Annotated in this window: 12 protein-coding genes; 11 read left to right on the plus strand and 1 reads right to left on the minus strand. The window is 57.0% G+C overall.

What is annotated here, in order from left to right; translation table 11 throughout:
* Genes dnaA through gyrB form a run of 4 tightly spaced genes read left to right on the plus strand, consistent with a single transcriptional unit; the run spans nucleotide 1 to nucleotide 6013 of the window.
* Complete coding sequence (dnaA, locus tag ACR42C_RS00005; RefSeq protein ID WP_032644944.1) at nucleotides 1–1395, plus strand: chromosomal replication initiator protein DnaA; 1395 nt, start codon at nucleotides 1–3, stop codon at nucleotides 1393–1395.
* A 4-nt stretch (nucleotides 1396–1399) separates the two neighbouring features.
* Entirely contained in the window at nucleotides 1400–2500 is a 1101-nt protein-coding gene (gene dnaN / locus ACR42C_RS00010) for a DNA polymerase III subunit beta (RefSeq protein ID WP_008500170.1), read from the plus strand.
* Nucleotides 2500–3573 carry a DNA replication/repair protein RecF gene (gene recF, locus ACR42C_RS00015; RefSeq protein WP_302219488.1) on the plus strand — a complete coding sequence of 358 codons (1074 nt, stop codon included), beginning with the start codon at nucleotides 2500–2502 and terminating at the stop codon, nucleotides 3571–3573. The genes dnaN and recF overlap by 1 nt, the downstream gene beginning before the upstream one ends.
* 28 nt (nucleotides 3574–3601) lie before the next feature.
* Nucleotides 3602–6013: a DNA topoisomerase (ATP-hydrolyzing) subunit B gene (gene gyrB / locus ACR42C_RS00020; protein ID WP_479984601.1), complete on the plus strand. Its 2412-nt coding sequence runs from the start codon at nucleotides 3602–3604 to the stop codon at nucleotides 6011–6013.
* A 29-nt stretch (nucleotides 6014–6042) separates the two neighbouring features.
* Here the strand turns inward: gyrB and ACR42C_RS00025 are convergent, their stop codons facing one another.
* Entirely contained in the window at nucleotides 6043–6978 is a 936-nt protein-coding gene (locus tag ACR42C_RS00025) for a LysR family transcriptional regulator (RefSeq protein WP_116343653.1), read from the minus strand.
* A gap of 109 nt (nucleotides 6979–7087) precedes the next feature.
* Here ACR42C_RS00025 and ACR42C_RS00030 point away from each other — a divergent pair, with 109 nt between their 5' ends.
* The 7 genes from ACR42C_RS00030 (at nucleotide 7088) to ACR42C_RS00060 (ending at nucleotide 14096) form a co-directional block, all read left to right on the plus strand.
* Nucleotides 7088–8113, plus strand: coding sequence for a zinc-dependent alcohol dehydrogenase family protein (locus tag ACR42C_RS00030; protein WP_479984602.1), 1026 nt, complete (start codon nucleotides 7088–7090; stop codon nucleotides 8111–8113).
* Nucleotides 8114–8228: 115 nt separating this feature from the next.
* Nucleotides 8229–9041: a sugar-phosphatase gene (gene yidA / locus ACR42C_RS00035; protein WP_479984603.1), complete on the plus strand. Its 813-nt coding sequence runs from the start codon at nucleotides 8229–8231 to the stop codon at nucleotides 9039–9041.
* A gap of 226 nt (nucleotides 9042–9267) precedes the next feature.
* A complete protein-coding gene (dgoR, locus tag ACR42C_RS00040) occupies nucleotides 9268–9957 on the plus strand; it encodes a D-galactonate utilization transcriptional regulator DgoR (protein WP_003861109.1) in 690 nt (229 codons plus the stop codon).
* Nucleotides 9954–10832 carry a 2-dehydro-3-deoxygalactonokinase gene (locus ACR42C_RS00045; RefSeq protein WP_479984604.1) on the plus strand — a complete coding sequence of 293 codons (879 nt, stop codon included), beginning with the start codon at nucleotides 9954–9956 and terminating at the stop codon, nucleotides 10830–10832. Before dgoR ends, ACR42C_RS00045 begins: the two co-directional genes overlap by 4 nt.
* Nucleotides 10816–11433 carry a 2-dehydro-3-deoxy-6-phosphogalactonate aldolase gene (locus ACR42C_RS00050; RefSeq protein ID WP_166709588.1) on the plus strand — a complete coding sequence of 206 codons (618 nt, stop codon included), beginning with the start codon at nucleotides 10816–10818 and terminating at the stop codon, nucleotides 11431–11433. The genes ACR42C_RS00045 and ACR42C_RS00050 overlap by 17 nt, the downstream gene beginning before the upstream one ends.
* A complete protein-coding gene (gene dgoD / locus ACR42C_RS00055) occupies nucleotides 11430–12578 on the plus strand; it encodes a galactonate dehydratase (RefSeq protein ID WP_028014940.1) in 1149 nt (382 codons plus the stop codon). Before ACR42C_RS00050 ends, dgoD begins: the two co-directional genes overlap by 4 nt.
* 180 nt (nucleotides 12579–12758) lie before the next feature.
* A complete protein-coding gene (locus ACR42C_RS00060; protein WP_116343647.1) occupies nucleotides 12759–14096 on the plus strand; it encodes an MFS transporter in 1338 nt (445 codons plus the stop codon).
* The last annotated feature ends 6 nt before the right edge of the window (nucleotides 14097–14102 follow it).

The following is a 14102-nucleotide window of genomic DNA, read 5'->3' on the forward strand; positions in this document are numbered from 1 at the left end:
GTGTCACTTTCGCTTTGGCAGCAGTGTCTTGCCCGATTGCAGGATGAGTTACCAGCCACAGAATTCAGTATGTGGATCCGCCCGTTGCAGGCGGAGCTGAGCGATAACACGCTGGCTTTGTATGCGCCAAACCGTTTTGTGCTCGATTGGGTAAGGGACAAATATCTTAATAACATCAATGGTCTGCTGAACGATTTCTGCGGGTCAGATGTCCCACAGCTGCGTTTTGAAGTGGGCACAAAGCCGGTCACCCAAACCGTTCGTGAAACCGTAAATGTAGCCGCGCCTGCTCAGGCTGTTCCGGCTCCGGCACCTCGCGTCGCACCCGCTCGTCAGGGCTGGGATAACGTCCCTGCCCCCGCAGAGCCAACCTATCGCTCTAACGTTAACGTGAAACACACGTTCGATAACTTCGTTGAAGGTAAGTCGAACCAGCTGGCGCGCGCGGCGGCCCGTCAGGTTGCGGATAACCCCGGCGGTGCCTACAACCCGCTGTTCCTCTATGGCGGCACGGGTCTCGGTAAAACCCACCTGCTGCATGCGGTAGGTAACGGCATTATGGCCCGCAAGCCTAACGCGAAAGTGGTGTATATGCACTCCGAGCGCTTCGTTCAGGACATGGTAAAAGCCCTGCAAAACAATGCGATCGAAGAGTTTAAACGCTACTACCGTTCCGTTGACGCGCTGCTGATCGATGACATCCAGTTCTTTGCCAATAAAGAACGATCGCAGGAAGAATTTTTCCACACCTTCAACGCCCTGCTGGAAGGTAATCAGCAGATCATTTTGACCTCGGATCGTTATCCAAAAGAGATCAACGGCGTTGAAGATCGTCTGAAATCCCGCTTCGGCTGGGGCCTGACCGTGGCGATCGAGCCACCGGAGCTGGAAACCCGCGTTGCGATCCTGATGAAGAAAGCCGATGAGAACGACATTCGCCTGCCGGGTGAAGTGGCGTTCTTCATTGCCAAGCGTCTGCGCTCCAACGTGCGTGAGCTGGAAGGGGCGCTGAACCGCGTTATCGCCAATGCCAACTTTACCGGTCGTGCGATCACCATCGATTTTGTGCGTGAAGCGCTGCGTGATTTGCTGGCATTGCAGGAAAAACTGGTCACTATCGACAATATTCAAAAGACGGTGGCCGAGTACTACAAGATTAAAGTGGCAGATTTACTGTCTAAACGTCGTTCCCGCTCGGTGGCGCGTCCGCGTCAGATGGCGATGGCGCTGGCAAAGGAGTTAACCAACCACAGTCTGCCGGAAATCGGCGATGCGTTTGGTGGCCGTGACCATACGACCGTGCTGCACGCTTGTCGCAAGATTGAGCAGTTACGCGAAGAAAGCCACGACATAAAAGAAGATTTTTCCAATCTAATCAGAACATTATCATCGTGACGCTATGAAATTTACCGTTGAACGTGAACATTTATTAAAACCGCTGCAACAGGTGAGTGGCCCATTAGGCGGCCGCCCAACGCTGCCTATTCTCGGAAACCTGCTGCTTCAGGTCGCGGACGGTACGCTGTCGCTGACCGGTACAGATCTGGAAATGGAAATGATCGCGCGCGTTACGCTGACGCAGCCGCACGACGCGGGCGCGACCACGGTTCCGGCACGTAAATTCTTTGATATCTGCCGCGGGCTGCCGGAAGGCGCTGAAATCGCCGTGCAGCTGGAAGGCGACCGCATGCTGGTGCGCTCTGGCCGCAGCCGTTTCTCACTCTCCACGCTGCCAGCTGCAGACTTCCCGAACCTGGACGACTGGCAGAGTGAAGTGGAATTCACCCTGCCGCAGGCGACGATGAAGCGTCTGATTGAAGCCACGCAGTTCTCCATGGCGCATCAGGACGTTCGTTACTACTTAAACGGCATGCTGTTCGAAACCGAAGGTGAAGAGCTGCGTACCGTGGCTACCGACGGCCACCGTCTGGCGGTCTGTTCTATGCCGATTGGCGACTCACTGCCAAACCATTCGGTGATCGTGCCGCGTAAAGGGGTGATTGAGCTGATGCGTATGCTCGACGGTGGCGACACGCCGCTGCGCGTGCAGATCGGCAGCAACAACATCCGCGCGCACGTGGGCGATTTTGTTTTCACATCGAAGCTGGTTGACGGCCGTTTCCCGGATTATCGCCGCGTGTTGCCGAAAAACCCGGACAAAACGCTGGAAGCGGGCTGCGATAGCCTCAAGCAGGCGTTTGCCCGTGCCGCGATCCTCTCTAACGAGAAATTCCGCGGCGTGCGCCTTTACGTGAGTGAAAACCAGATCAAAATCACCGCTAATAACCCGGAGCAGGAAGAGGCAGAAGAGATTCTGGACGTCACCTACGCCGGGGCTGAGATGGAAATCGGCTTTAACGTCAGCTACGTGCTGGATGTGCTCAATGCACTGAAATGCGAGAACGTGCGCATCCTGCTGACCGACTCCGTTTCGAGCGTACAGATTGAAGATGCCGCATCACAGTCGGCTGCTTATGTTGTCATGCCAATGAGACTGTAATGTCGCTCACCCGTCTGTTGATCCGCGACTTTCGCAATATCGAAAGCGCGGATCTCGCTTTATCCCCCGGCTTTAACTTCCTGGTTGGCGCGAACGGCAGCGGCAAAACCAGCGTGCTGGAAGCCATCTATACGCTCGGCCACGGTCGGGCGTTTCGCAGTTTGCAGATTGGTCGCGTCATTCGCCACGAGCAGGAATCCTTTGTTCTGCACGGACGTTTGCAGGGCGCAGAGCGGGAAACCTCCATCGGCCTGACCAAAGACAAGCAGGGCGACAGCAAGGTGCGCATCGACGGCACCGACGGCCATAAAGTGGCGGAGCTGGCGCTGCTGATGCCGATGCAGCTGATTACGCCGGAGGGGTTTACTTTACTCAACGGCGGCCCCAAATACAGAAGAGCGTTTCTCGACTGGGGATGCTTTCACAACGAAGCCGGTTTCTTTAACGCCTGGAGCAACCTGAAGCGTCTGCTCAAGCAGCGTAACGCCGCGTTGCGCCAGGTTACCCGTTACGCCCAGCTGCGTCCGTGGGACATGGAGTTAATCCCTCTCGCGGAACAAATCAGCAACTGGCGTGCCGAATACAGCGCGGGTATCGCCGAAGACATGGCCGACACCTGCAAACAGTTTTTACCCGAGTTCTCTCTCACCTTCTCCTTCCAGCGCGGCTGGGAGAAAGAGACGGATTATGCCGAGGTGTTAGAGAGAAGCTTTGAGCGCGACCGCATGTTGACCTACACCGCGCACGGCCCGCACAAGGCGGATTTTCGCATTCGTGCCGACGGTGCACCGGTGGAAGATACGCTGTCGCGCGGGCAGCTCAAGCTCCTGATGTGCGCGCTGCGCCTGGCGCAGGGGGAGTTCCTCACCCGCGAGAGCGGGCGGCGCTGCCTGTACCTGATAGATGATTTTGCCTCGGAACTTGACGACGCGCGGCGCGGGCTGCTTGCCAGCCGCTTAAAAGCCACGCAGTCGCAGGTTTTCGTCAGCGCCATAAGCGCTGAACACGTTATGGACATGTCGGACGAAAATTCGAAGATGTTTACCGTGGAAAAGGGTAAAATAACGGATTAACCCAAGTTGAAATGAGCGAGAAACGTTGATGTCGAATTCTTATGACTCCTCCAGTATCAAAGTCCTGAAAGGGCTGGATGCGGTGCGTAAGCGCCCGGGTATGTATATCGGCGACACGGATGACGGCACCGGTCTGCACCACATGGTATTCGAGGTGGTAGATAACGCTATCGACGAAGCGCTCGCGGGTCACTGTAAAGACATCGTGGTCACCATCCATGCGGACAACTCCGTCTCCGTCACCGATGATGGCCGTGGCATCCCAACCGGTATTCACCCGGAAGAGGGCGTATCCGCTGCGGAAGTGATCATGACCGTTCTGCACGCAGGCGGTAAGTTCGACGATAACTCCTATAAAGTTTCCGGCGGCCTGCACGGTGTAGGCGTTTCCGTAGTTAACGCCCTGTCGCAGAAGCTGGAGCTGGTCATCCAGCGCGAAGGCAAAATTCACCGTCAGATTTACCAGCACGGCGTGCCTGAAGCCCCGCTGGCCGTTACCGGCGATACCGACAAAACCGGTACCATGGTGCGTTTCTGGCCGAGCCTCGAAACCTTCACTAACGTCACTGAATTCGAGTACGACATTCTGGCGAAACGCCTGCGTGAACTGTCGTTCCTGAACTCCGGCGTATCGATTCGCCTGCGCGACAAGCGTGACAACAAAGAAGACCACTTCCACTACGAAGGCGGTATCAAGGCGTTCGTTGAGTATCTGAACAAGAACAAAACGCCAATTCACCCGAATATCTTCTACTTCTCCACCGAAAAAGACGGTATCGGCGTGGAAGTGGCGCTGCAGTGGAACGATGGTTTCCAGGAAAACATCTACTGCTTCACCAACAACATTCCACAGCGTGACGGCGGTACTCACCTTGCGGGCTTCCGCGCGGCGATGACCCGTACCCTGAACGCCTACATGGACAAAGAAGGCTACAGCAAAAAAGCTAAAGTCAGCGCCACCGGTGACGACGCCCGTGAAGGCCTGATTGCCGTTGTTTCCGTTAAGGTGCCGGATCCGAAGTTCTCCTCACAGACCAAAGACAAGCTGGTCTCTTCCGAGGTGAAATCAGCGGTTGAGCAGCAGATGAACGAACTGCTGAGCGAGTACCTGCTGGAAAACCCGAACGACGCGAAAATCGTTGTGGGCAAAATTATCGATGCGGCGCGTGCCCGTGAAGCGGCGCGTAAAGCCCGTGAGATGACCCGTCGTAAAGGCGCGCTGGACTTAGCGGGCCTGCCGGGCAAGCTGGCTGACTGTCAGGAACGCGACCCGGCGCTGTCCGAACTGTACCTTGTGGAAGGGGACTCCGCGGGCGGTTCTGCGAAGCAGGGCCGTAACCGTAAAAACCAGGCGATTCTGCCGCTGAAGGGTAAAATCCTCAACGTTGAGAAAGCGCGCTTCGACAAGATGCTCTCTTCCCAGGAAGTGGCGACGCTCATCACCGCGCTGGGCTGCGGCATTGGCCGCGATGAGTACAACCCGGACAAGTTGCGCTATCACAGCATCATCATCATGACCGATGCGGACGTCGACGGCTCGCACATCCGTACGCTGCTGTTGACCTTCTTCTATCGTCAGATGCCTGAAATCGTTGAGCGTGGCCACGTCTACATTGCACAGCCGCCGCTGTACAAGGTGAAGAAAGGCAAGCAGGAACAGTACATCAAAGATGACGATGCGATGGATCAGTACCAAATCGCGATCGCCCTTGACGGTGCAACCCTGCACGCGAACTCCAGCGCTCCGGCACTGGCAGGCGAGCCGCTGGAGCGTCTGGTTTCCGAGTTCAACGCCACGCAGAAAATGATTGGCCGTATGGAGCGCCGTTATCCAAAAGCGCTGCTGAAGGAGCTGGTCTATCAGCCGACCCTGACCGAAGCCGATCTGAGCAACGAGCAGACCGTTACCCGCTGGGTGAACGCTCTGGTGAGCGAGCTGAACGAGAAAGAACAGCACGGCAGCCAGTGGAAGTTCGACGTTCAGCAGAATGCGGCGCAGCAGTTTGAGCCTATCATTCGCGTCCGTACTCACGGCGTCGACACCGACTATCCGCTGGAGCACGAATTTGTGACCGGTCCGGAATACCGTCGTATCTGCACCCTCGGCGAGAAGCTGCGCGGCCTGATCGAAGACGATGCGTTCATCGAACGTGGCGAGCGTCGTCAGCCGGTAGCCAGCTTCGAGCAGGCGCTGGAATGGCTGGTGAAAGAGTCCCGTCGCGGTCTGTCTATCCAGCGTTATAAAGGTCTGGGCGAAATGAACCCGGATCAGCTGTGGGAAACCACCATGGATCCGGAAAGCCGTCGCATGCTGCGCGTCACCGTGAAAGACGCGATTGCTGCGGACCAGCTGTTCACCACTCTGATGGGTGACGCGGTTGAACCGCGTCGTGCCTTCATCGAAGAGAACGCGCTGAAAGCGGCGAATATCGATATCTAATGCCGTTACACTGCGATAAAAGCCGCGCTTCAGCGCGGCTTTTTTATGGGCGCAGGAAGGTCCAGCGACATCACAGCCGGTAAACGGCTCGCCAGCGTGTCTACAGCAATTCTAACCCTCAGCGGCAGATGAGGTGTCAGCTGCCAGACGGCATGAACGTTGAAGTGAACATCCGGCGCCTGCTTCAGGAGCGGGACGAGTTTTCCCTGATGAATTTCTTTGATGACCATCCAGCAGGGCAACCAGGCAATGCCGTGCCCGGCCAGCGCAGCGTCGCAAATAGCCTGCAAATCATCCATGTTTAGCGACGAACGGGGAGTAAAGGTGCGAGACGTTCCTTCGTCATCCATCAGCTGCCAGGGCAACACTCTGCCCGCGCGCAGATAGTTAATGGCAGTATGCTGGGGTAAATCATCAACGCGTTGTGGCTGGCCTTTCTTCTGCAGGTAATCCGGCGCGGCGCACAGCACCATGCGGTGTTCTCCAAGCTTTCTGGCCACCAGCACGCTGCTGTCCTGCAGCGTGCCGTTACGTACCGCCATATCAAACCCTTCCTCGACCAGATCCACCACGCGGTCGCTGAATGACATTTCCAGTTCAAGCCCGGGGTGTTCCTGCGCCAGCGCGATCAGCAGCGGGGCGACGCACTGACGGCCAAACAGTACCGGCATGGCAACGCGCAGGCGGCCACTGACCTGCTGTTTCCCTGTTTCAAGTAGCGATTCCGCGCCACGGATTTCCTCCAGCGCGCGCAGGCAGCGTTCATAAAAAAGGGCGCCGTTATCGGTCAGCCTCTGGCTGCGGGTGGTGCGGTGAAAAAGACGAACTCCCAACCGCTGTTCGAGGCGAGCGATGCTTTTTCCTACCGCCGAGCGTGACAAATGCAGACGAATGGCGGCCTGCGCAAAACTACCCGCCTCAACGGCGGCCACAAAAACAGGAATATCCTTCAGCGTATCGGACATAGATTGTCTCTATTCTGGCGTCAATAAAGGGAAAACTTATCGCCACTGGAGAATATGAGTCAACGGTAGACTGTCATTACTGAAGCTTATCTGATGGCAGGAGAAAAAAATGACAGAAACAATGCAGCGCTGGTCAATGAACGCCCTTGGGCGCGAGAGTCTTAAACTCGTTCATGAACCGGTTCCCCAGCCAGGCCCGGGTGAAGTGCGCGTGCGGGTAAATGCCGTTGCGCTCAACTACCGCGATAAAATGGTCATTGAAGGCACGATGCCGATCCCGCTTTCCTTCCCGTTCACCCCGGCGTCTGACATGGCGGGCGTGGTGGACAGCGTGGGTGAAGGCGTTACGCGTTTCAAACCTGGCGCTCGCGTCATTTCAACCTTCTTCCCGGAGTGGATCGACGGCAAGCCGCAGGCAGACGCGCGCAACTTGCCCTACAAAACGTCCGGCGGCTATTTCCAGGGAATGCTGGCCGAGTATGTGATTGTAAATGAAAACGCGCTGGTGGCTTCCCCGGAAACCCTGGATGACGCAGAGGCCAGCACGTTACCCTGCGCAGGGCTTACCGCCTGGTTCGCACTGGTGGAGCGGGGTCAGCTCCGCGCCGGGCAATCGGTACTGGTACAGGGGACGGGCGGTGTGGCGATTTTCGCCCTGCAAATTGCAAAAGCGCACGGCGCAGAGGTCATTGTCACGTCCGGGAGCGATGAAAAGCTGGCGCTCGCCAAAAAACTGGGCGCCAGACAGGGCGTCAACCGCCTGAAAAGTGACTGGGCTGAAGAGGCATTGGCGCTGACTCAGGATCGCGGCATCGACCATATTATCGAAACCGTAGGTGGGGAGAACCTGAAGCATTCCCTGCGCGCCGTTGCCGTTCACGGGCGTATCTCCGTTATTGGCGTGCTGGCCGGGACTGACATTTCGCTGCCTGCTGGCGAGCTGCTGCTGAAATCCCCCGTCATTCAGGGGATTGGCGTGGGGCACCGTCGGGCGCTGGAAGATTTTGTCCGCGCTGTTGACGTCACGGGACTGAAGCCGGTGATTGAGCATCGCTACCGTTTTAACGAGCTTGAACAGGCCCTTGAACATCTGGATCGCGGCGCATTCGGTAAAATCGTTCTCACCCGCGAGTAAGTCGTCGTTCCCCGGCATAAGCGTAAAAGGGGTGTTTCTGTTGCGCAATGTAGCTCTATTTTTGTGTGCTTAATCGCGTTAGCATGAGGCAGCACTCATTTATCCCGGGGAACTCATGGCTATCAAACTTATTGCAATCGACATGGACGGCACGCTGCTGCTGCCAGACCACACCATCTCTCCAGCCGTTAAAAACGCGATCGCCGCCGCCCGCGCGAAGGGCGTGAATGTGGTTCTGACCACGGGCCGTCCGTATGCGGGCGTACACAGCTACCTGAAAGAGCTGCACATGAATCAGCCGGGTGATTACTGCATCACTTATAACGGCGCGCTGGTGCAGAAAGCCGCAGATGGCAGTACGGTTGCGCAAACCGCGCTGAACTATGACGACTACCTGTTCCTGGAAAAACTGTCCCGCGAAGTGGGGTCCCACTTCCACGCGCTCGATCGCAATACGCTTTATACCGCCAACCGCGATATCAGCTACTACACGGTACATGAATCCTACGTTGCGACCATTCCGCTGGTGTTCTGTGAAGCCGAGAAAATGGACCCGGCGACGCAGTTCCTGAAGGTGATGATGATCGACGAGCCGGAGATCCTGGATAAAGCCATCGCGCGCATTCCGGCGGAGGTAAAAGAGAAGTACACCGTGCTGAAAAGTGCGCCGTATTTCCTCGAAATCCTCGATAAACGCGTCAATAAGGGTACCGGTGTGAAATCGCTTGCTGATACGCTGGGCATCAAACCTGAAGAGATCATGGCGCTCGGCGACCAGGAGAACGACATCGCGATGATTGAATTCGCGGGCGTGGGCGTGGCGATGGATAACGCCATTCCGTCGGTGAAAGAAGTGGCTGATTTCGTCACCAAATCCAACCTGGAAGACGGCGTTGCCTACGCGATCGAGAAGTTTGTGCTGCAATAACGCTTATTTTCAATCATCAGCCTCGGTTATCAACCGGGGCTTTTTTTTGCGCTGAATTTATCCAATTGTTCTTTTTGTGATCTGGATTGTAGTACAACATTAATTGATTGTACTACATTGTCACCACAGCAAAGACGAACTCTCTCACGTTTGTACTGCAAAAGTGAGGTGAAATTCAGCGGTCGCGGTAAAGTAGTGATGGACATACAGAGCACAAGGACTCTCCATGACACTCAATAAAACCGATCGCATTGTTATCACGCTGGGTACCCAGATTGTGGGCGGTAAATACGTTCCCGGTTCGCCGCTCCCCGCAGAGGCTGAACTGTGCGAGGAGTTTGAAACCTCGCGCAACATCATCCGGGAAGTGTTCCGCTCGCTGATGGCGAAGCGGCTGATTGAAATGAAGCGCTATCGCGGCGCGTTTGTTGCCCCGCGCAACCAGTGGAACTACCTCGATACCGACGTGCTGCAGTGGGTGCTGGAAAACGACTACGACCCGCGGCTTATCGGCGCGATGAGTGAAGTTCGAAACCTGGTGGAGCCGGCAATTGCGCGCTGGGCGGCGGAACGCGCGACCTCCGGTGATTTGGCCCAGATTGAATCGGCTTTAAACGACATGATCGCCAATAACCAGAACCGGGAGGCATTCAACGAGGCGGACATTCGCTATCACGAAGCGGTGCTGCAGTCGGTGCATAACCCGGTATTACAGCAGCTTAGCGTGGCGATCAGCTCGCTACAGCGAGCGGTATTTGAACGTACCTGGATGGGTGATGAGGCCAACATGCCAAAAACGCTCCAGGAACATAAAGCGCTGTTCGATGCGATACGGCATCAGGACGGCGATGCGGCAGAGCAGGCGGCGCTTACCATGATTGCCAGCTCGACACGAAGGCTGAAGGAAATCACATGACATCTCGCTACATCGCAATTGACTGGGGATCGACCAATCTGCGCGCCTGGCTATACCAGGGCGAGCAGTGCCTGGAGAGCAGGCAATCAGAAGCAGGCGTGACGCGCCTGAACGGTAAATCCCCCGAGGCGGTGTTAGCAGAGGTCACACAAAACTGGCGCGACAGCGCCACGCCGGTGGTAATGGCGGGAATGGTGGGCAGTAACGTAGGCTGGAAAATTGCACCTTATCTGCCGGTTCCCGCCCATTTCTCCGCTATTGGCGAGCAGTTAACGTCCATTGGCGACAATATCTGGATTATTCCCGGTTTGAGCGTCTCTCGCGACGATAACCGCAACGTGATGCGCGGTGAAGAGACGCAGCTGCTTGGCGCGCGCGCTCTCTCTCCTTCTTCTGTCTACGTCATGCCCGGCACGCACTGTAAGTGGGTCCAGGCTGACGCTGAGCAAATCCACGATTTTCGCACCGTAATGACCGGCGAGCTGCACCATTTGCTGCTCAACCATTCGCTGGTCGGGGCCGGTTTACCTGAGCAGGAATCCTCGTCAGAGGCGTTTGCCGCCGGGCTTGAACGTGGGATCGCCTCCCCTGATGTTTTGCCGCAGCTTTTTGAGGTTCGCGCTTCGCACGTGCTGGGACTTCTCCCGCGCGAGCAGGTCAGCGAGTTTCTCTCCGGCCTGCTGATTGGCGCAGAGGTCGCCAGCATGCGTGAGTTCATCGCGCACGAGCAGGCCATTACGATTGTCGCAGGCGCATCGCTAACGTCGCGCTACGAACAGGCATTTCGCGCCGTTGGGCGTGATGTTTCGACGGTATCCGGCGACACGGCATTTCAGGCAGGAATAAGGAGCATCGCTCATGCAGTGGCAAACTGATCTTCCCCTTATCGCGATTTTGCGCGGCATCACGCCCGATGAGGTGTTAGACCACGTCGGCGCGGTTATCGACGCCGGGTTCGACGCGGTAGAAATCCCGCTCAACTCGCCCGAGTGGGAAAAAAGCATTCCGGCCGTGGTGGAGGCCTTCGGCGATAAGGCGCTGATTGGCGCAGGTACCGTGTTACAGCCTGAGCAGGTCGATCGGCTGGCAAAGATGGGCTGCAGGCTTATCGTCACACCCAATATTCAGCCTGAGGTGATCCGCCGCGCAGTGGGTTACGGCATGACAGTCTGCCCGGGCTGCGCCACCGCCACAGAAGCCTTTACTGCCCTTGATGCGGGCGCGCAGTCGCTCAAAATTTTCCCGTCATCGGCTTTTGGACCGGACTACATCAAGGCGTTGAAAGCGGTATTGCCCGCCAGCGTGCCGGTCTTTGCCGTGGGCGGCGTAACGCCAGAAAACCTGGGCCAGTGGATGAGCGCTGGTTGTGTGGGCGCAGGGCTGGGCAGCGATCTTTATCGTGCCGGACAGGCCGTGGAACGTACCGCACAGCAGGCGGCAGCATTTGTGAAAGCGTATCGAGAGGCAGTGAAATGAAAATAACCAAACTCACCACGTACCGTTTACCCCCGCGCTGGATGTTCCTGAAAATCGAAACCGATGAAGGGGTTGTAGGCTGGGGCGAACCGGTGATTGAAGGGCGCGCGCGCACCGTTGAAGCGGCAGTACACGAGCTGGGCGAATACCTGATTGGTCAGGACCCGGCGCGCATTAACGACCTGTGGCAGGTGATGTACCGTGCGGGCTTCTACCGCGGTGGTCCGATCCTGATGAGCGCCATCGCCGGTATCGACCAGGCGCTGTGGGATATCAAAGGTAAAGTGCTTAACGCGCCGGTCTGGCAGCTTATGGGCGGCCTGGTGCGCGACAAAATCAAAGCCTACAGCTGGGTCGGTGGCGACCGTCCGGCGGAAGTGATCGACGGCATCACGCAGCTGCGCAACATCGGCTTTGACACCTTCAAGCTCAACGGCTGCGAAGAGATGGGCGTTATCGACAATTCGCGTGCGGTAGACCGGGCGGTCAATACCGTGGCGCAAATTCGTGAAGCCTTCGGCAACGAGATTGAGTTTGGCCTGGATTTCCACGGCCGCGTCAGCGCGCCGATGGCCAAAGTGCTGATTAAAGAGCTGGAGCCTTATCGCCCGCTGTTTATCGAAGAGCCGGTGCTGGCCGAGCAGGCGGAGTACTATCCGAAGCTGGCTGAACAGACCCACATTCCTATCGCGGCGGGTGAACGTATGTTCTCGCGCTTCGAGTTTAAACGCGTGCTTGAAGCGGGCGGGATTGCGATCCTGCAGCCTGATCTCTCTCATGCGGGCGGCATCACCGAATGCTACAAAATTGCCGGGATGGCAGAAGCTTACGACGTGGCGCTGGCACCGCACTGCCCGCTCGGCCCAATCGCGCTGGCGGCCTGCCTGCACGTCGACTTCGTCTCCCGCAATGCGGTGTTCCAGGAACAGAGCATGGGGATTCACTATAACAAGGGCGCGGAACTGCTCGATTTTGTGAAAAATAAAGAAGACTTCTGCATGGAAGGCGGTTTCTTTAAACCGCTAACGAAGCCGGGCCTTGGCGTGGAAATTGACGAAGCTAAAGTCATTGAGCTGAGTAAGAATGCGCCGGACTGGCGAAACCCGCTGTGGCGTCATGAGGACGGCAGCGTAGCCGAATGGTAAATGCGCGTCATACTTCGCGCTGGTGATGCGTTGGCTGCGTTTTCTTACCCCGGTCACATACTTTTGTATGCTCCCGGGGATGCGAAAACTTGCCGCCTTCCCCCAGCACGAATTATTTAGCGCATTCTGTTTACGTTTTTAATTAAAAAAACCAAATACACCCTCTGTAAATTACAGGGCATGGTGAGCGGCTTCGCTATGCCCAAAATCTGGAGACAGATTGCGATGGATATTCCAGTTACCGCTACAAAAACCGGGCGTCGCCGCTACCTGACGCTGATTATGATCTTTATTACCGTGGTCATTTGCTATGTCGACCGCGCCAACCTTGCCGTGGCATCGGCCCATATTCAGGAAGAGTTTGGCATCACCAAAGCGGAAATGGGCTACGTCTTCTCGGCGTTTGCCTGGCTGTATACCTTATGCCAGATCCCCGGCGGCTGGTTTCTTGACCGCGTGGGTTCACGTCTGACCTACTTTATCGCCATATTAGGCTGGTCCGTGGCGACCCTGTTCCAGGGCTTCGCCACCGGGCTGATGTCGCTGATTGGCCTGCGTGCCATCACCGGGGTTTTCGAAGCGCCCGCGTTTCCGACCAACAACCGTATGGTGACCAGCTGGTTCCCGGAACACGAGCGTGCGTCCGCCGTTGGTTTTTACACTTCCGGGCAGTTTGTCGGCCTGGCGTTCCTGACGCCGCTGCTGATCTGGATCCAGGAGCTGCTGAGTTGGCACTGGGTGTTCATCGTCACCGGCGGGATTGGCATTATCTGGTCGCTTATCTGGTTCAAGGTCTACCAGCCGCCGCGTCTGACCAAAAGTATCACCAGGGCCGAGCTGGATTACATCCGCGACGGTGGCGGTCTGGTGGATGGTGATGCGCCGGTGAAAAAAGAGGCGCGCCAGCCGCTGACCAAAGCGGACTGGAAGCTGGTCTTCCACCGTAAGCTGGTTGGCGTTTATCTGGGCCAGTTCGCGGTTACTTCTACGCTGTGGTTCTTCCTCACCTGGTTCCCGAACTACCTGACCCAGGAAAAGGGGATCGCGGCGCTGAAGGCGGGCTTTATGACCACCGTGCCGTTCCTCGCCGCATTTTTCGGCGTGCTGCTCTCCGGCTGGCTGGCCGATAAGCTGGTGAAAAAAGGGTACTCGCTGGGCGTGGCGCGTAAAACGCCGATTATCTGCGGCTTGCTGATCTCAACCTGCATCATGGGTGCCAACTACACCAACGATCCAGTGTGGATTATGGCCCTGATGGCGGTGGCGTTCTTTGGTAACGGTTTCGCCTCTATCACCTGGTCGCTGGTGTCGTCCCTTGCGCCGATGCGGCTGATTGGCCTGACCGGCGGCGTGTTCAACTTTGTCGGCGGACTGGGCGGGATCACCGTACCGCTGGTCATCGGCTACCTGGCGCAGGACTACGGCTTCGGTCCGGCGCTGGTCTACATCTCTGCCGTAGCGCTGATCGGGGCTCTCTCCTACATCCTGCTGGTGGGCGATGTGAAACGAGTAGGCTAATCCCTG

The sequence above is a fragment of the Enterobacter sp. MG-EB028 genome, from assembly GCF_056673305.1.